At 64.5% G+C, this 16,598-nt stretch carries 14 protein-coding genes and 1 tRNA gene; 8 read left to right on the forward strand and 7 right to left on the reverse strand.

The window, feature by feature from the left end; translation table 11 throughout:
- Window positions 1-55: 55 nt before the first annotated feature.
- The gene (locus H8B03_RS05285; RefSeq protein ID WP_226925697.1) at window positions 56-1,552 is read right to left on the reverse strand and encodes an MORN repeat-containing protein; all 1,497 of its coding nucleotides are present in this window, start codon (window positions 1,550-1,552) and stop codon (window positions 56-58) included.
- A 132-nt stretch (window positions 1,553-1,684) separates the two neighbouring features.
- Between H8B03_RS05285 and H8B03_RS05290 the strand changes: the two genes are divergently transcribed.
- The gene (locus H8B03_RS05290; protein ID WP_193140677.1) at window positions 1,685-3,343 is read left to right on the forward strand and encodes an NAD+ synthase; all 1,659 of its coding nucleotides are present in this window, start codon (window positions 1,685-1,687) and stop codon (window positions 3,341-3,343) included.
- Window positions 3,344-3,453: 110 nt separating this feature from the next.
- A complete protein-coding gene (gene uvrA / locus H8B03_RS05295) occupies window positions 3,454-6,315 on the forward strand; it encodes an excinuclease ABC subunit UvrA (RefSeq protein ID WP_193140678.1) in 2,862 nt (953 codons plus the stop codon).
- On the opposite strand, the gene H8B03_RS05300 is transcribed toward uvrA, so the two are convergent.
- On the reverse strand, window positions 6,316-7,545 hold the full coding sequence (locus tag H8B03_RS05300) for a bifunctional alpha/beta hydrolase/OsmC family protein (RefSeq protein ID WP_193140679.1): 1,230 nt from the start codon (window positions 7,543-7,545) through the stop codon (window positions 6,316-6,318).
- A 359-nt stretch (window positions 7,546-7,904) separates the two neighbouring features.
- On the opposite strand from H8B03_RS05300, the gene H8B03_RS05305 reads away from it, so the two are divergent.
- Complete coding sequence (locus H8B03_RS05305; protein WP_193140680.1) at window positions 7,905-9,179, forward strand: DEAD/DEAH box helicase; 1,275 nt, start codon at window positions 7,905-7,907, stop codon at window positions 9,177-9,179.
- A 143-nt stretch (window positions 9,180-9,322) separates the two neighbouring features.
- Here the strand turns inward: H8B03_RS05305 and glnA are convergent, their stop codons facing one another.
- Window positions 9,323-10,729, reverse strand: coding sequence for a type I glutamate--ammonia ligase (gene glnA / locus H8B03_RS05310; protein ID WP_193140681.1), 1,407 nt, complete (start codon window positions 10,727-10,729; stop codon window positions 9,323-9,325).
- A gap of 78 nt (window positions 10,730-10,807) precedes the next feature.
- On the reverse strand, window positions 10,808-11,146 hold the full coding sequence (locus H8B03_RS05315; RefSeq protein ID WP_193140682.1) for a P-II family nitrogen regulator: 339 nt from the start codon (window positions 11,144-11,146) through the stop codon (window positions 10,808-10,810).
- A 150-nt stretch (window positions 11,147-11,296) separates the two neighbouring features.
- Between H8B03_RS05315 and H8B03_RS19165 the strand changes: the two genes are divergently transcribed.
- From H8B03_RS19165 to H8B03_RS05340, 5 genes are all read left to right on the forward strand, one after another.
- Window positions 11,297-11,950 carry an NAD(P)H-hydrate epimerase gene (locus H8B03_RS19165; RefSeq protein ID WP_193140683.1) on the forward strand — a complete coding sequence of 218 codons (654 nt, stop codon included), beginning with the start codon at window positions 11,297-11,299 and terminating at the stop codon, window positions 11,948-11,950.
- 5 nt (window positions 11,951-11,955) lie between these two features.
- Window positions 11,956-12,825, forward strand: coding sequence for an NAD(P)H-hydrate dehydratase (locus H8B03_RS19170; RefSeq protein WP_193140771.1), 870 nt, complete (start codon window positions 11,956-11,958; stop codon window positions 12,823-12,825).
- Window positions 12,826-12,925: 100 nt separating this feature from the next.
- Window positions 12,926-13,010, forward strand: a tRNA-Leu gene (locus H8B03_RS05330).
- A 25-nt stretch (window positions 13,011-13,035) separates the two neighbouring features.
- The gene (gene tig / locus H8B03_RS05335; protein ID WP_193140684.1) at window positions 13,036-14,367 is read left to right on the forward strand and encodes a trigger factor; all 1,332 of its coding nucleotides are present in this window, start codon (window positions 13,036-13,038) and stop codon (window positions 14,365-14,367) included.
- 196 nt (window positions 14,368-14,563) lie between these two features.
- Window positions 14,564-15,199: a hypothetical protein gene (locus tag H8B03_RS05340; protein WP_193140685.1), complete on the forward strand. Its 636-nt coding sequence runs from the start codon at window positions 14,564-14,566 to the stop codon at window positions 15,197-15,199.
- Between the two features lie 107 nt (window positions 15,200-15,306).
- Here the strand turns inward: H8B03_RS05340 and rplI are convergent, their stop codons facing one another.
- The 3 genes from rplI to rpsF are packed head-to-tail and all read right to left on the reverse strand — an operon-like array spanning window position 15,307 to window position 16,556.
- Complete coding sequence (gene rplI, locus H8B03_RS05345) at window positions 15,307-15,933, reverse strand: 50S ribosomal protein L9 (RefSeq protein WP_193140686.1); 627 nt, start codon at window positions 15,931-15,933, stop codon at window positions 15,307-15,309.
- Between the two features lie 12 nt (window positions 15,934-15,945).
- Window positions 15,946-16,173, reverse strand: coding sequence for a 30S ribosomal protein S18 (gene rpsR / locus H8B03_RS05350; RefSeq protein WP_005982441.1), 228 nt, complete (start codon window positions 16,171-16,173; stop codon window positions 15,946-15,948).
- 26 nt (window positions 16,174-16,199) lie between these two features.
- A complete protein-coding gene (gene rpsF, locus H8B03_RS05355; protein WP_193140687.1) occupies window positions 16,200-16,556 on the reverse strand; it encodes a 30S ribosomal protein S6 in 357 nt (118 codons plus the stop codon).
- Between the last annotated feature and the right edge of the window lie 42 nt (window positions 16,557-16,598).

Below are 16,598 nucleotides of genomic sequence, written 5' to 3' on the forward strand. Positions count from 1 at the left end.
GATGTCCTTTCGCGGGCGCGGCGCGCTTTATTGCGGGTCGCGGGCGCGGCGCGCTTTATTGCGGGTCCGTTACGGGGGTGCTGTCGGGTGCGGCGTCGGGGGCAGGGGTGGCCTCAGGCGCAGGCTCCGGCGCGGGAAGGGTCTCGCCCTCGATCATCACGCCGTTGCGCCACAGGCCGGTCAGCACCTCGCCCGAGGCGTAGGTCAGCGTGCCCTGTCCCTCGCGCTTGCCGTCCACCAGTGCGCCCTCATAGACATCGCCCGAGGCATAGGTCACGCGGCCCTCGCCGGTGATCGCGCCATCCTGCCAGACCCCGTCATAGATCACGCCATCGGCGCTTTCCCAGCGGCCCGGACCGTGGAACTGATCGTTGCGGAAGGTGCCGGAATAGCGTGAGCCGTCGGGATACGTGACCTCGCCCGCGCCATCGCGCACGCCGGCGTCCCAGCCGCCGGCATAGCGATAGCCGTCGGGGCCGGTCAGGGTTCCCTGGCCCTGCGGCACACCGGCCTGGAAGCTGCCCTCGTAGACCACGCCGCTGGCATAGCGGCTGGCCCCCTGACCGTTGATCTCGCCTGCCCGCCAGTCGCCCTCGTAGACATCGCCATTGGCATAGGTGACGCGGCCCGCGCCGTGCGGCAGGTTGTTGTCGAACGTCCCTTCATAGACCGAGCCATCGGGATAGGTCAGCCGGCCCTGGCCATGATGGGTGCCCGCCACCCATTCGCCTTCGTAACGATAGCCATCGGTGCCGATGAAGGTGCCGGTGCCGTTGCGCTCGTCCGCGACGAAGGCGCCTTCGTAGATGTCGCTGTTGGCATAGGTCATCTTGCCATTGCCCGACCGCTGGCCCTGCACCAGCACGCCTTCGTAGACGTCGCCGTTGACATCGGTGACGCGGCCAAAGCCGTTCATCTGGTCATCGATCCAGGCGCCGTCATAGGTGAACCCGTCGGGCATGGTCAGCAGCCCGCTGCCATTGCGCTTGTCCGACCGCATCTCGCCCTCATAGCGGGCGCCGTCGGGGAAGGTGATGGTGGCGCTGCCGCTGCGCTTTCCCGCCTCCCAACCGCCGTCGTAGACATAGCCGTCGGGGCGGGTCCAGGTGCCGGTGCCGTGGCGCTGGTTGTTCTCGAAGGTGCCGATATAGACCGACCCGTCGGCGTAGGTGGCCGTGGCCTCGCCGCTGAGCGCGCCCTCGACCCATGTGCCGATAATGACCGATCCGTCCAGCAGCGCCACCTGGCCGGTGCCCTGCGGCAGGCCAGAGACGACCTCGCCCTCGTAGATGCTGCCATCGACGAATTTCGTGGTGCCGGTGCCGGTGCGCTCGCCATCGGCCCAGCTGCCGTCGTACTCATAGCCGTTGGGCAGGGTATAGCGGCCCTGTCCATGGGGCTTGCCGTTTTTCATGGTGCCTTCGTAGACGCCGCCGTTGGTATACTGCTGCGTCACCACCGGACCCAGATCCTGCGCCGCAACCGCGCTTGCGACCAGTGCCGCCAGTGCCGTTGCCGCAAATGCCCGTACCGCGCGTTTCCGCCCCATCATGACCTGCCTGCCTTCCCGGTTCTCGTGCTCAAGTGCTAGATCATCGCGCGGAGTGGAGCAACATGCCCGGATCAGGCGCTTCCCCTTACCGCGCCGGCAATTTAAGGAAGGAGCAAGAGCAGGAGACCGCCCATGCCGCAGACCTTTCGCCTGACCCTGGCCCAGATGAACCCCAGCCTTGGCGCGCTGGACGACAACGCCGCCCTTGCGCGGCAGGCGTGGGAGGCCGGCTGCGAGGCGGGGGCCGACATGGTGGCGCTGCCCGAGATGTTCCTGTCGGGCTATCAGACGCAGGACCTGGTGAAGAAACCGGCCTTCGTGGCCGATTGCATGGCCACGCTTGAAACGCTGGCACGCGATCTGACCGGCGGACCGGCGCTGGCCATCGGGGCACCCTGGATGGCCGAGGGCAAGTTGTATAACGGCTATCACGTTCTGAAGGACGGCCACGTTGTGGCGCGGGTGTTCAAGCACGAACTGCCCAATTCGGCCGTGTTCGACGAAATGCGGCTGTATTCCTCGGGCGCGATTTCCGGCCCCTACCGGATCGGACCGCTGCGCATCGGCTCGCCCATCTGCGAGGACGCCTGGCACCCGGATGTGGCCGAGGCCCAGGCCGAAAGCGGCGCCGAGATCCTGCTGGTGCCCAACGGCTCTCCCTATCATCGCGAAAAATATGACGAACGCCTGAACCACATGGTGGCCCGCACCATCGAGACCGGGCTGCCGATCATCTATCTGAACATGGTCGGCGGGCAGGATGACCAGGTCTTCGACGGCGGCAGCTTCGGGCTGAACCCCGGTGGTGTGCTGGCCTTCCAGATGCCGCTGTTCGACACTTCGATCACCCATGTGGATCTGGAAGAAACCCCCGCCGGCTGGCGCATCCTTGAAGGCGACCGCCCGACGCGGCCCGACAGCCTTGCGCAGGACTACCACGCCATGGTCATCGGCCTGCGGGACTATCTGGCCAAAAGCGGCTTTTCCAAGGTGCTGCTGGGGCTTTCGGGCGGCATCGATTCGGCGCTGGTCGCGGCCATCGCCGCCGATGCGCTTGGCCCCGAAAACGTGCGCTGCGTGATGCTGCCGTCGCGCTATACCTCGCAGACCTCGCTTCAGGATGCAGCGGGCGTGGCAACCCAGCTTGGCTGTCGTCTGGATGATCTGCCGATCTCGGGCCCGGTGGATGCCGCGACCGAAGCACTGGCGCCGCTGTTCGCGGGCACCAAGCCCGACCTGACCGAGGAAAACCTGCAATCGCGGATGCGCGGCCTGCTGCTGATGGCCCTGTCCAACAAGTTCGGCGAAATGCTGCTGACCACCGGCAACAAGTCCGAGGTCGCGGTGGGCTATGCCACGATCTATGGCGACATGGCGGGCGGCTACAACCCGATCAAGGATCTCTACAAGACTCGCGTTTTCGCCATGTGCCGCTGGCGCAACGCCAACCACGCGCCGTGGATGCTGGCCCCGGCGGGCGAGGTCATCCCGCCCCGCGTCATCGACAAGCCGCCCTCGGCCGAATTGCGCGACGACCAGCGCGACGACGACAGCCTGCCCCCCTATGAGGTGCTGGACCGTATCCTGGAAATGCTGGTGGACGAGGACGCCTCGGTCGCCGAGGTGGTGGCGGCAGGCTTTGACCGCGACACCGTCAAGCGGGTCGAGCATCTGCTCTACATCAGCGAATACAAGCGCCACCAGGCCGCCCCCGGCGTGCGCCTGTCAAAACGCGCCTTCTGGCTGGATCGCCGCTATCCCATCGTCAACCGGTGGCGCGACAAGGGCTGACGGGGCGCGCCGTGGCGCAATTGCGCATGAAGTTCACCCTTTGTTCACAGTTTCTCGTTGGAGACTCGCTGCCGATCCCCTAGGTTATGCGGATATCGTCGAGGTGGGTCATGGCCGAGCAGAAGAACATCGAGGTGCGCGGCGCGCGCGAGCACAACCTGAAGGGCATCGACGTGGATATTCCGCGCGATCAGCTGGTGGTCATCACCGGGCTTTCGGGGTCGGGAAAATCCTCGCTGGCTTTCGACACGGTCTATGCCGAGGGGCAGCGTCGCTATGTGGAAAGCCTGTCGGCCTATGCCCGGCAGTTCCTCGACATGATGGAAAAGCCCGACGTGGATCACATCTCGGGCCTCAGCCCGGCGATCTCCATCGAACAGAAGACCACTTCGAAGAACCCGCGCTCGACCGTTGGCACGGTGACCGAGATCTACGACTACATGCGGCTGCTGTTCGCGCGTGCCGGCACGCCCTATTCGCCCGCCACCGGCAAGCCGATCGAGGCGCAGCAGGTGCAGGATATGGTCGACCGGATCATGGAGATGGAAGAGGGCACGCGCGGCTTCCTGCTGGCCCCGATCATCCGCGACCGCAAGGGTGAATACCGCAAGGAAATGCTGGAGCTGCGCAAGCAGGGCTTCCAGCGCGTCAAGGTGGATGGCGAGTTCTACGAGTTGGACATGCCGCCGAAGCTGGACAAGAAGTTCCGCCATGACATCGACGTGGTCGTCGACCGGATCGTCGTGCGCGAAGGGCTGGAAACCCGACTGGCCGACAGCCTGCGCACCGCGCTGGATCTGGCCGATGGCATTGCCATTCTGGAAACCGCCCCGAAAGAAGGGGATCCCGAACGGATCACCTTTTCGGAACGTTTCGCCTGCCCGGTGTCGGGCTTCACCATCCCCGAAATCGAACCGCGCCTGTTTTCCTTCAACGCGCCATTCGGGGCCTGCCCGGATTGCGACGGGCTGGGGATGGAGTTGTTCTTCGACGAACGGCTGGTGGTGCCGGACCAGACCCTGCAATTGTATGACGGGGCCCTGGCGCCCTGGCGCAAGGGCAAGTCGCCCTATTTCCTGCAAACCATCGAGGCCATCGCCCGGCACTATGAATTCGACAAGGCGACGCCGTGGAAGGATCTGCCGGCGCATGTGCAGCAGGTGTTCCTGCACGGCTCGGGCGAGGAAGAGATCGAGTTCCGCTATGACGACGGCGGCCGGGTCTATCAGGTGTCCCGCGTGTTCGAAGGGGTCATCCCCAACATGGAGCGCCGCTATCGCGAAACCGACAGCAACTGGGTGCGCGAGGAATTCGAACGCTACCAGAACAACCGCCCCTGCCACACCTGCGAAGGCTACCGCCTGCGGGCCGAGGCGCTGGCGGTCAAGATCGCGGGCAAGCATGTGGGCGAGGTGGTGCAACTGTCGATCCGGCAGGCGCTGGACTGGGTCGAGGACGCACCGAACCACCTGAGCAAGCAGAAGAACGAGATCGCCCGCGCCATCCTGAAGGAAATCCGTGAACGGCTGGGCTTTCTGAACAACGTCGGCCTTGAATACCTGACACTGTCGCGCAATGCCGGCACCCTGTCGGGCGGCGAAAGCCAGCGGATCCGGCTGGCCAGCCAGATCGGTTCGGGCCTGACCGGGGTGCTCTATGTGCTGGATGAACCCTCCATCGGCCTGCACCAGCGCGACAACGACCGCCTGCTGACCACGCTGAAGAACCTGCGCGATCAGGGCAACACGGTGATCGTGGTGGAACATGACGAGGAAGCCATCCGCGAGGCCGACTATGTCTTCGACATCGGTCCCGGCGCCGGGGTGCATGGCGGCGAGGTGGTGGCCCAGGGCACGCCCGCGCAGATCATGGCGACCGAGACCAGCGTCACCGGCGACTACCTGGCCGGACGGCGCGAGATCGCGGTGCCCGCCGTGCGCCGAAAAGGCAACGGCAAGAAGGTCAAGGTGGTCAAGGCCATCGGCAACAACCTGAAAAACGTCACCGCCGAGTTTCCGCTGGGCCGTTTCGTCTGTGTCAGCGGCGTGTCGGGCGGCGGCAAGTCGACCCTGACCATCGAGACCCTGTTCAAGACCGCGTCGATGCGGCTGAACGGGGCCCGTCAAACGCCCGCCCCCTGCGAGACCATCAAGGGGCTGGAGCATCTGGACAAGGTCATCGACATCGACCAGCGGCCGATCGGGCGCACGCCGCGATCGAACCCGGCCACCTATACCGGGGCCTTCACCCCGATCCGCGACTGGTTCGCCGGGCTGCCCGAGGCCAAGACCCGCGGCTACAAGCCGGGCCGGTTCAGCTTCAACGTCAAGGGCGGTCGCTGTGAAGCGTGCCAGGGCGACGGAGTCATCAAGATCGAGATGCACTTCCTGCCGGACGTCTATGTGACCTGCGAAACCTGCCACGGCGCGCGCTACAACCGCGAAACGCTTGAGGTGCAGTTCAAGGGCAAGTCCATCGCCGACGTGCTGGACATGACCGTCGAGGACGCGCAGGCGTTCTTCAAGGCGGTGCCGTCGATCCGGGACAAGATGGATGCGCTGATGCGCGTCGGGCTGGGCTACATCAAAGTCGGCCAGCAGGCGACAACCCTGTCGGGCGGCGAGGCCCAGCGGGTCAAACTGGCCAAGGAACTGTCCAAACGCTCTACCGGGCGGACACTGTATATCCTTGACGAGCCGACCACCGGCCTGCACTTCGAAGACGTGCGCAAGCTGCTGGAAGTGCTGCACGAACTGGTGGAGCAGGGCAACACCGTGGTGGTGATCGAACACAACCTCGACGTCATCAAGACCGCCGACTGGATCATCGACATTGGCCCCGAAGGTGGCGACGGCGGCGGCGAGATCGTCGCCAAGGGCACGCCCGAGAAGATCGCGCAGGAAGCCCGCAGCCACACCGGGCGCTATCTGAAGGGCATGCTGGATCCCAAGCGCCGGCTGGCGGCGGAATAATCAGTCGCGGGCGCCAGCCCCGGCCAGTTCGGTGACCACCTTGGCGCCGGTTTCCAGCGTGCGGTGCACCGGGCATTTGTCGGCGATCTCCAGCAATTTGGCGCGTTGCGCGTCATCCAGATCGCCCTCCAGCCGGATCAGCCGGTGAAAGGTGTCAATGCGCGGGGTCACCCCGGCATTCGCATCCTGCGCGTGCATCTTGTCGTGCGAGACATCCACCGACACGTGGTCCAGATCCCAGCCCTTGCGCCGCGCGTACATGCGGATGGTCATCGAGGTGCAGGCACCCAGCCCGGCAGCCAGGAACCCGTAGGGCGACATGCCCCGGTCGGTGCCGCCATAGGCCAGCGGTTCATCCGCCAGCGCGTGATGCTTGGGGCCGCTCGACACATCCTGCAAGAAGCCGTCCGGGTCGGCCTCGGCCACCCGGATGATTCCCTCGGGCACGCCGGGCGGGGGCGCGGGCGGGCGCAGGTCCAGATAGCGCCCGGCCCAGGCTGCGATGACCTCGGCCGCGTATTCGGCATCCTGTGGTTGCGAGATCAGGTGATCGGCCTCGTCCAGCGTAACGAAGCTTTTGGGATGTCGTGCGGCCTGGAAGATCTGCGCGGCGTTTTCGATGCCCACAACGGCGTCGCGTGGGGCGTGCAGGATCAAAAGCGCCTTGCGCAGATGGCCGATGGCCTCGGTCAGCGAGGCGTGCGAGATGTCTTCGATAAAGCCCTTGCCGATGCGCACGGGGCGGCCGCCCAGCGAAACCTCGGCCACGCCTTCAGCGGTGATCCGATCCAGCGCGCCGCCGAAATTTTCGGTGACATGGCCGGGATCGAAGGGCGCGCCAAGGGTCACCACGGCCCGTGCTGACGGGATCTGTGCGGCGGCCCGCAACACGGCAGCCCCGCCCAGCGAATGGCCGATCAGCAGGTCCGGGGGCAAGCCGCGCGCGTTCAGCGCCCGCGATGCCGCCACCAGATCGGCAACGTTCGAGGAAAACGTGGTGTTCTCGAATTCCCCTTCGCTGTGGCCCAGCCCGGTGAAGTCGAATCGCAGCACCGCGATGCCCATCGCCGACAGGCGGCCGGCGATGCGGCGCGCTGCGGCGATGTCCTTGCCGCAGGTGAAGCAATGGGCAAACAACGCCGTGGCCAGCACCGGCCCATCCGGCAAATCCAGCCGTGCCGCCAGGTGCAAGCCGTCCTGCCCTTCGAAAGTGAAGCGTTCTGTCGCCATGACGACCCCGTCGTTTCAAGAATGTTTCAAAGATGCGGCAGGCTTGGGCCGTGGACAAGGGCGGTGTCCGTGCTGTCACGCAAGGGTGACAGTTCGCGAGGCCGAACGCAGAAATGTTGACATCTGCCCCCGGATGCCCCATTTGCCCATCAAGGCCACTGCCGCGTGAGCAGTAAGCCGCCCCGTGCATCGGGACGACGGCATAGGCCTGACATCGTTTTCTGGTTCCATTTCACGCAGGGGTCAGGGCCCCATTCGGCGCGAAACGCGTGCCGATCCGGGCGTCCACTGCAACCGCCGCTGCATCTGGCAGACGGCACAAGCAGGCGTTGTTGTGCCTGCCGAAAGGACGATCCTTCATGGATTTTGACATGCTGGGCCTTGCGCCCCGCCTTGTGGCCAAGCTGAAAGACCTTGGCATCACCGACCCGACACCCATTCAAACCCAGGCCATCCCGCACGCCATGAACGGCCGCGACGTGATGGGTCTGGCGCAGACCGGCACCGGCAAGACCGCCGCCTTCGGCCTGCCGCTGCTGCATGTGATCTCGGGCATGGGCTCGAAACCCGCGCCCAAAAGCGTGCGCGGCCTGGTTCTGGCGCCCACGCGGGAACTGGCCAAGCAGATCGCCGACAACCTGATGGCCTATTCCGCCGGCGGCCATGTCCGCATTGGTCTGGTGGTGGGGGGCGTGTCCATCAACGCCCAGATCAAGCGGCTTGAGCGCGGCACCGACATTCTGGTCGCCACGCCGGGGCGGCTTCTGGACCTGCTCGACCGCAAGGCCGTGTTCCTGGATCAGACCCGGTTCCTGGTGCTGGACGAGGCCGACCAGATGCTGGACCTGGGCTTCATCCACGCGCTGCGCAAGATCGCGCCTCTGCTGGCACCCGAACGGCAGACCATGTTGTTCTCGGCCACCATGCCCAAGCAGATGGCCGAACTGTCCAATGCCTATCTGACCGACGCCGTGCGCGTGGCCGTCAGCCCGCCGGGCAAGGCCGCCGACAAGGTGGACCAGTCGATCCATTTCGTCGCCAAGGCGGCCAAGACCGATCTGCTGATCGACCTGATGCGCAAGCACAACGAAGATCGCGCGCTGGTCTTCGTGCGCACCAAGCATGGCGCCGACCGTCTGGCCCGGCATCTGGAAAAAGCCGGGTTTGCGACCTCGGCCATTCATGGCAACCGCAGCCAGGGCCAGCGCGACCGCGCCATCACCGCCTTCAAGGCGGGGCAGATCAAGGTTCTGGTCGCCACCGATGTGGCGGCGCGCGGCATTGATATTCCGGATGTGCGCCACGTCTACAATTATGACCTGCCGAATGTGGCCGACAACTATGTCCACCGCATCGGCCGGACGGCCCGTGCAGGTGCCGACGGCTGGGCCGTGGCCTTCTGCGCGCCCGACGAGATGGGCGAATTGCGCGACATCGAGCGGACCATGAAGACCTCGATCCCGGTGGCCGGTGGCACGCCGTGGGAAGATGTCAGCCCGCCCGCCCGTGGCGGCGGCGGCAAGGGCCGTGGCGGCCCGCGTCCGGGGCGCGGCGGCGGCAAGCCGCAAGGCAGCGGCAAACCTGCCGGGGCACGCAGCCGCTCGCGCCGCAAGGGCCCGCGCAAGGCGGCCTGATCCGGATTGCAGACAAAACAAGGGGCGTCCTTCGGGGCGCCCCTTTGCTTTGTGCGGTTCGGCCGGGTCTTTCCGCCACATGCCCGGCCCGCAACGAAAAAGGGCGCCCCGAAGGACGCCCCCAATCTTGCGCATCGCAGAACTCAGCAGCTGTAGTACAGCTTGAATTCGACCGGGTGCGGGGTGTGCTCGTAGGCGTAGACCTCTTCCCACTTGAGATCCATGTAGCCTTCGATCTGGTCCTTGGTGAACACGTCGCCGGCCAGCAGGAAATCGTGATCGGCAGAAAGGCTGTCCAGGGCTTCGCGCAGCGAGGCACAGACGGTCGGGATCCCGGCCAGTTCTTCCGGCGGCAGATCGTACAGGTCCTTGTCCGAGGCTTCGCCCGGATGGATCTTGTTCTTGATGCCGTCGAGGCCCGCCATAAGCAGCGCCGCGAAGCACAGGTAGGGGTTGGCCGCGGGATCGGGGAAGCGGGCTTCCACGCGCTTGGCTTTCGGCGATTCCGCCCACGGAATACGGACACAGCCCGAACGGTTGCGTGCCGAATAGGCGCGCAAGACCGGCGCTTCAAAGCCCGGGATCAGGCGCTTGTAGCTGTTGGTCGACGGGTTGGTGAAGGCGTTCAGGGCCTTGGCGTGCTTCAGGATGCCGCCGATGTAGTACAACGCCTCTTCCGACAGGTCGGCGTATTGGTCGCCTGCGAACAGCGGTTTGCCGTCCTTGAAGATCGACATGTTGACGTGCATGCCGGTGCCGTTGTCGCCGGCGATGGGCTTGGGCATGAAGGTTGCCGACTTGCCATAGGCCTGCGCCACGTTGTGGATGACGTATTTGTACTTCTGCAGCTCGTCCGCCTGATGAACCAGGCTTCCGAAGATCAGGCCCAGTTCGTGCTGGCACGACGCCACTTCGTGGTGGTGCTTGTCGACCTTCATGCCCATGCGTTTCATCGTCGACAGCATTTCGCTGCGGATGTCCTGGGCATCGTCGATCGGGTTCACTGGGAAGTAACCGCCCTTGACGCCCGGACGGTGGCCCATGTTGCCCATCTCGTACTCGGTGTCGCTGTTCCACGACGCGTCCTGCGCGTCCACCTGGTAGGACACCTTGTTGATGTCGACCTGGAAGCGCACGTCGTCGAACAGGAAGAATTCGGCTTCGGGGCCCCAGTAGGACACGTCACCGATGCCACTGGACTTCAGGTAGGCTTCGGCCTTTTCGGCGGTGCCGCGCGGGTCGCGGGAATAGGGTTCGCCGGTGTCGGGTTCCACGACCGAATGGTGAATACACAGCGTTTTTTCTGCATAGAACGGATCCATGTAGACGCTGTCGGTGTCCGCCATCAGTTTCATGTCGGATTCTTCGATCGACTTCCAGCCGGCGATCGACGAGCCGTCGAACATGAAGCCTTCTTCAAGGAAGTCTTCATCCACCTGGTCGGCCATCACGGTGACGTGCTGCAGCTTGCCACGCGGGTCGGTAAAACGGATGTCGACGTACTCGACGCCTTCATCCTTGATCATCTTGAGAACTGCGTCCTTGCTCATGGACCGGATCTCCCCTCTGCTAGTTGAACGTGTGATCCCGTACGGGGCAGCCGTGCGGGGTGTCTTTGATGGAAAGGCTTACAGCGCCGCGTCCCCGTCTTCGCCGGTACGGATGCGGATCGCCTGTTCGATGGTCGATACGAAGATCTTGCCGTCCCCGATCTTGTCGGTCTTGGCGGCGTTCAGAATGGCCTCGATGGCGCCATCCAGCTGGTCGTCCGACAGGACGACCTCGATCTTCACCTTGGGCAGGAAGTCCACGACATATTCAGCGCCACGGTACAGTTCCGTATGGCCTTTTTGACGGCCGAAGCCCTTGACCTCGATGACCGACAGGCCCTGCACCCCGATCTCCTGCAGCGCTTCTTTCACTTCATCAAGTTTGAATGGCTTGATGATGGCTTCGATTTTTTTCATGCCTGAGTCCCCCGCGCCGGAATGTGTTTCGAGCGTGAGAACACTTTAAACGGGGGGCCACAATTGGCTAGGGTCGCCCTGTTTCCCCGCGTTGCGGGATTCCCCGTCGCGATGTCAAAAAATGAGCGGAATGCACAACAAGTGAGCATAATGAAAACTTCGACCGAAGGCGGAAACGACGAAATCCTGACCGCCGCGCAGATGCTGGCGCTGGAAAAACAGGCAATGGCCTCGGGATTGGTCACAGGGCTCGAACTGATGGAGCGCGCCGGCGAAGGCGTCCTGCAGGCCATCGCGCAACACTGGCCCGACCTGACGGCCGCCCCCGGTCGTGCCTGCATCTTGTGCGGTCCGGGCAACAACGGCGGGGACGGCTATGTCATCGCGCGCCTGTTGCTGGGGCAGGGATGGGCCGTGACCGCGACGGCGCTTGGCGCTACCGACAGGCTCCCCCCCGATGCGCAGGCCAACCATGATCGCTGGACGTCTTGCGGCGAGGTCCTGCCGTGGCAGGCCGCGGCTTCGGCCATGGACGGGGTGGATCTGGTGATCGACGCCTTGTTCGGGATCGGATTGACCCGCCCCCTGTCGCCCGAGGTGGCCCAGGTCATGGACCGGGTGCCGCGCACGGCCCGCCGGGTCTCGGTCGATGTGCCCAGCGGGGTGCTGGCCGATGGCCAGACCCTGACCACAGATGCCGCCTTTCCGGCGGAATTGGCCGTAACCTTCCATTGCCGCAAACCGGTGCATCAGGCGCTTGTCGAATCAGGGATGGCCATTGCCGTCGCGGATATCGGGCTTTGACCCGGATGCCGCGTACCGGATTGTCCCCCGCCCTGATTGCGCGCCTGTCGAAACGGGTCGATCATCACAAGTACGATCACGGCCACGCGTTGATCCTGTCTGGCGGGCCGGGCCGGGGCGGCGCGGCACGACTGGCCGCCCGCGCGGCGTTGCGTGTGGGGGCCGGGCTTGTGACGCTGGCTTGCCCGCCCGAGGCGCTGGCCGAGAATGCCGCCCAGCTGACCGCGATCATGCTGCGTCCGCTGGAGGGTTCGGCCGGGTTGGAAGAGGTGCTGGAAGATCCCCGCCTGAACGCCATCTGCATGGGGCCGGGGCTGGGCATTGCCACGGTCAGCCGCAACCATGTGCGCGTGGCTCTGGCCACCCGCCGCCCGGTGGTTCTGGACGCCGATGCACTGACATCCTTTGCCGATGACCCCCGCGCCTTTATTGCGCTGCTGCATCCGAACGCGGTGCTGACCCCGCACATGGGCGAATTCGCACGGGTTTTCCCGGATCTGGCCAGGGCGTTGGAGGCCGACCCCCGCGAATCCCGTCTGGAAGTGCGCCGCGCGGCGGTCACCCAGGCGGCGGCCCGCTGCGGGGCGACGGTGCTGCTGAAAGGCCAGGTGACGCTGATCGCCGATCCCACGGGCCACCTGGCCGAACTGCATCTGACCGGCAAGGCCGCCGCCCCCTGGCTGGCCACCGCCGGTTCGGGCGATGTTCTGGCCGGGCTGGTCACGGGGCTTCTGGCGCGCGGCTTTTCGCCGTTTCAGGCCGCCGAAACCGCCGCCTGGCTGCATGGCGCGGCGGGCCGTCATCTGGGGGCGGGGCTGATTGCCGAGGACCTGCCCGAAGCGCTGCCGGCGATCTTTGCGCAATTGGGGGTCTGACAAGGCGCCCACGCGCACGATTCCCCCTCGCATCCCTTTTCCGCCTTTGTTAGAAGGCCCGGAACTTGCGGGTCGCGCTCTGCGGCCCGTGCGGATTTTCGCGGGTGTGGCGAAATTGGTAGACGCACCAGATTTAGGTTCTGGCGCCGCAAGGCGTGGGGGTTCAAGTCCCTCCACCCGCACCATGAGACGAATGAAGGACAAAGCATCATGCAGGTCACCGAGACCCTGAAGGACGGCCTCAAGCGCGGCTACGAGATCACGCTGACGGCTGCCGAGCTGGACAGTAAGGTCAACGAGAAACTGGCCGAAGCGCAGCCCGAAATCGAAATGAAGGGCTTCCGCAAAGGCAAGGTGCCCATGGCGCTGCTGAAGAAACAGTTCGGCCCGCGGGTTCTGGGCGAAGCGATGCAGGAAAGCATTGATGGCGCCATGTCCTCGCATTTCGAGGAAACCGGCGATCGCCCGGCGCTGCAGCCCGAGGTCAAGATGACCAACGAGGACTGGAAAGAAGGCGACGACGTGATCGTGGCGCTGAACTACGAAGCGCTGCCCGAGATCCCGGAAGCCGACCTCAAGTCGATCTCGCTGGAAAAGCTGGTGGTCAAGGCCGCCGAAGCCGACGTGGAAGAAGCGCTGGCGAACCTGGCCTCCACCGCGCAGGATTTCGAAGATCGTGAAGAAGGCGCTGCGGCCGAGAAGGACGATCAGGTCGTGATCGACTTCCTTGGCAAGGTCGATGGCGAGGCTTTCGAAGGCGGTGCAGCCGAGGACTACCCGCTGGTTCTGGGGTCGAACTCGTTCATTCCGGGCTTCGAGGAGCAGCTGATCGGCGCCGTAGCCGGCACCGACGTGAATGTCGAGGTGGCCTTCCCCGAGGAGTACCAGGCCGAGCACCTGGCCGGCAAAGCCGCCGTGTTCGAATGCAAGATCAAGGCCGTCAAGGCCCCCAAGGCGGCCGAAATCGACGACGAGCTGGCCAAGAAGTTCGGCGCCGAGGATCTGGCCGCCCTGAAGACCCAGATCGGCGAGCGTCTTGAAGCCGAATACGCCGGCGCGGCCCGTGCCGTGATGAAGCGCGCCCTGCTGGACAAGCTGGACGGCGTGGTCAGCTTCGACCTGCCGCCGAGCCTGGTGGAAGCCGAAGCCAAGCAGATCGCGCACCAGCTGTGGCACGACGAAAACCCGGACGTGCAGGGCCACGACCACCCGGAAGTCGAGCCGACCGAAGAGCACACCAAACTGGGGGAGCGTCGCGTCCGTCTTGGCCTGTACCTGGCCGAGCTTGGCCAGAAGAACGAGGTCGAGGTTTCCGACGCCGAGATGACCCAGGCGATCATGAACCAGGCGCGTCAGTACCCGGGTCAGGAACGTCAGTTCTTCGAATTCGTGCAGCAGAATCAGCAGATGCAGCAGCAACTGCGCGCGCCGCTGTTTGAAGACAAGGTCGTCGACTACATCTTCGAATTGGCCGAGGTGACCGAAAAGGAAGTCTCGAAGGATGACCTGCAGGAAGCCGTGAAAGCGCTTGAAGACGAATAATCGTCATCTCTGCTAGCCTGTTTGGGCCGCCCCTCAAGGGGCGGCCTTTTTCATTTTTGGGGTAGGGGCCGTGTCCAATCGGATAGGTAAAAACCGGGCTGCGTTGCATTGGTATAGGGCGATGCATCTGCATTTGCGTGGAGGGCCGGACGCGGGTTAGGACCCCCGCAAACGAAAGATACATTCTGGATACCCTATGCGACTGTCTGCCCTCCTCATGGCCCTGGTCGCGTCGCTCGCAACGGCGGGGCTGGCGCGTGCCGAAATCACCACCCTCAATGCAACCCTTAGCAATGATTACTCCAACGCCCTGTGGATCGACATGGATCAGAACGGCGAGCAGGATATCAAGCTGGAACTGATCCGCCGGGAAAGCCGCAACATGTTCGGCTATCACGAGGTCGATATCTGGGTTCGTGCGACCAGCGCACTGCATGCCGCGGTTGCCGGTGGCGCGCCGCTGGAAGAGGCCGAACTGGTCTCGAACGTCCTGGAATTCGGCCGCAGCGCCTCGCTGATCCGCTTCAGCCGCCAGCAGAACATGGAACGCAGCGGCGGCGACTGGTTCCAGGGGCCCGAGCCGCGACGGGCCTACATGCCGGTGCGGTTGCGGGTGCCGGACGGCATCCGGTTGGGCTGGATCGAGATCGAGATTGATGGCTACGGCAAGGCAACGGTCCTGCGTTACGCGCTTGCGCCTGAGCCAGGCGCGCTGTGCGCCGCTGGCGGGCTTGCCGCGCCTGCGGGCGGGGACACAATCGCCCGGGACTGTGCCGGCGACTGCGGCGGCCATGCAGAGCGGTCAGAGCCGATGCGGCTGGCCATGAACTGACCCAGCCGCCCGAAGTCGGGTTCGACGCCCAGCCACAATCGCCCATGGCGAAACGAAAAAAGCCGCGCTGGAAAGCGCGGCTTTTCTTGTCTTGTCCGATCTGGTGATCAGGCTTTGTCGTCGTCGCCGGACAGGTCCGGTTGCGGCGTGCTGTCGCCGGATTCGTCGTCGTCCACAGCGGCCGAGCCGATGTCGTCGAACAGTTCGGCGATCTCGAATTCGGCGGCAGCTTCTTCTTCTGCGGCCAGATCCTGGATCGATTTGCCCGAGGCCTGAAGTTCGGCTTCTTCCGGCGAACGGGCCACGTTCAGCTGGATGGTCACGTCGACTTCCGGATGCAGGGTCACATGCACGTCGTGCAGGCCCAGTTCCTTGATCGGCTTGGCCAGAATGACCTGCTTGCGATCCACGGTGAAGCCAGCTTCGGTGGCCGCATCTGCGGCGTCACGCGTGCTGACCGACCCGTACAGAGCGCCGGCGTCGGAAGCAGAGCGAATCACGATGAACTGCTGGCCATCCAGCTTTTCACCCATGGCTTCGGCTTCTGCCTTGGTTTCCAGGTTGTGCGCTTCCAGCTGGGCTTTCTGCTCTTCGAAACGGGCTTTGTTCGCCTCGTTCGCGCGCAGGGCCTTGCCCTGGGGCAGCAGGAAGTTGCGGGCATAGCCTTCCTTGACGGAAACGACTTCACCCATCTGGCCCAGTTTGGCCACGCGTTGGAGAAGGATAACGTCCATTGGTCGGTCTCCTTATTTCACGGCGTAGGGCAGCAGGGCGAGGAAGCGGGCGCGTTTGATGGCACGGGCCAGTTCACGCTGCTTCTTGGCCGAGACGGCAGTAATGCGCGACGGTACGATCTTGCCGCGCTCGGAAATGTAGCGTTGCAGCAGGCGGGTGTCCTTGTAGTCGATCTTCGGCGCGTTATCGCCAGAGAACGGGCACACCTTGCGGCGACGGAAAAACGGTTTTGCAGCCATGACTTAGTGTCCTTTCTTTGAACCGATCAACGACGGCGATCGCCGCGGTCACCGCGTTCGTCGCGCTTCTGCATCTGGATGGACGGGCCTTCGGGATGTTCGTCGACCTTGATGGTCAGAACGCGCATCACGTCGTCATGCAGGCGCATCAGGCGTTCCATTTCCTGAATGGCCGGCGACGGAGCGTCGGTTTTCAGGAAGGCATAGTGCCCCTTGCGGTTCTTGTTGATCTTGTAGGCCATGGTCTTCACGCCCCAGTACTCGCTTTCGACGACCTTGCCGCCGTTGTCCGCGAGGACGGTGGAGAAGTGCTCGACCAGGCTTTCAGCCTGGCTGTTCGACAGATCCTGCCGAGAGATGAAGACATGCTCGTAAAGCGGCATATCAGCTCCTATGTCAGGGCGCATTTCATAGGACAGGCTCGC

The sequence above is a fragment of the Meridianimarinicoccus sp. MJW13 genome (assembly GCF_014901205.1).
Lineage (GTDB): Bacteria > Pseudomonadota > Alphaproteobacteria > Rhodobacterales > Rhodobacteraceae > Meridianimarinicoccus.

What these genes read in the sequence shown, in the direction of transcription:
- H8B03_RS05285 (WP_226925697.1), bottom strand. Translation starts at nt 1,552, where the DNA reads ATGATGGGGCGGAAACGCGCGGTACGGGCATTTGCGGCAACGGCACTG.
- H8B03_RS05290 (WP_193140677.1), top strand. Translation starts at nt 1,685, where the DNA reads ATGCCGCAGACCTTTCGCCTGACCCTGGCCCAGATGAACCCCAGCCTT.
- uvrA (WP_193140678.1), top strand. Translation starts at nt 3,454, where the DNA reads ATGGCCGAGCAGAAGAACATCGAGGTGCGCGGCGCGCGCGAGCACAAC.
- H8B03_RS05300 (WP_193140679.1), bottom strand. Translation starts at nt 7,545, where the DNA reads ATGGCGACAGAACGCTTCACTTTCGAAGGGCAGGACGGCTTGCACCTG.
- H8B03_RS05305 (WP_193140680.1), top strand. Translation starts at nt 7,905, where the DNA reads ATGGATTTTGACATGCTGGGCCTTGCGCCCCGCCTTGTGGCCAAGCTG.
- glnA (WP_193140681.1), bottom strand. Translation starts at nt 10,729, where the DNA reads ATGAGCAAGGACGCAGTTCTCAAGATGATCAAGGATGAAGGCGTCGAG.
- H8B03_RS05315 (WP_193140682.1), bottom strand. Translation starts at nt 11,146, where the DNA reads ATGAAAAAAATCGAAGCCATCATCAAGCCATTCAAACTTGATGAAGTG.
- H8B03_RS19165 (WP_193140683.1), top strand. Translation starts at nt 11,297, where the DNA reads ATGAAAACTTCGACCGAAGGCGGAAACGACGAAATCCTGACCGCCGCG.
- H8B03_RS19170 (WP_193140771.1), top strand. Translation starts at nt 11,956, where the DNA reads ATGCCGCGTACCGGATTGTCCCCCGCCCTGATTGCGCGCCTGTCGAAA.
- tig (WP_193140684.1), top strand. Translation starts at nt 13,036, where the DNA reads ATGCAGGTCACCGAGACCCTGAAGGACGGCCTCAAGCGCGGCTACGAG.
- H8B03_RS05340 (WP_193140685.1), top strand. Translation starts at nt 14,564, where the DNA reads ATGCGACTGTCTGCCCTCCTCATGGCCCTGGTCGCGTCGCTCGCAACG.
- rplI (WP_193140686.1), bottom strand. Translation starts at nt 15,933, where the DNA reads ATGGACGTTATCCTTCTCCAACGCGTGGCCAAACTGGGCCAGATGGGT.
- rpsR (WP_005982441.1), bottom strand. Translation starts at nt 16,173, where the DNA reads ATGGCTGCAAAACCGTTTTTCCGTCGCCGCAAGGTGTGCCCGTTCTCT.
- rpsF (WP_193140687.1), bottom strand. Translation starts at nt 16,556, where the DNA reads ATGCCGCTTTACGAGCATGTCTTCATCTCTCGGCAGGATCTGTCGAAC.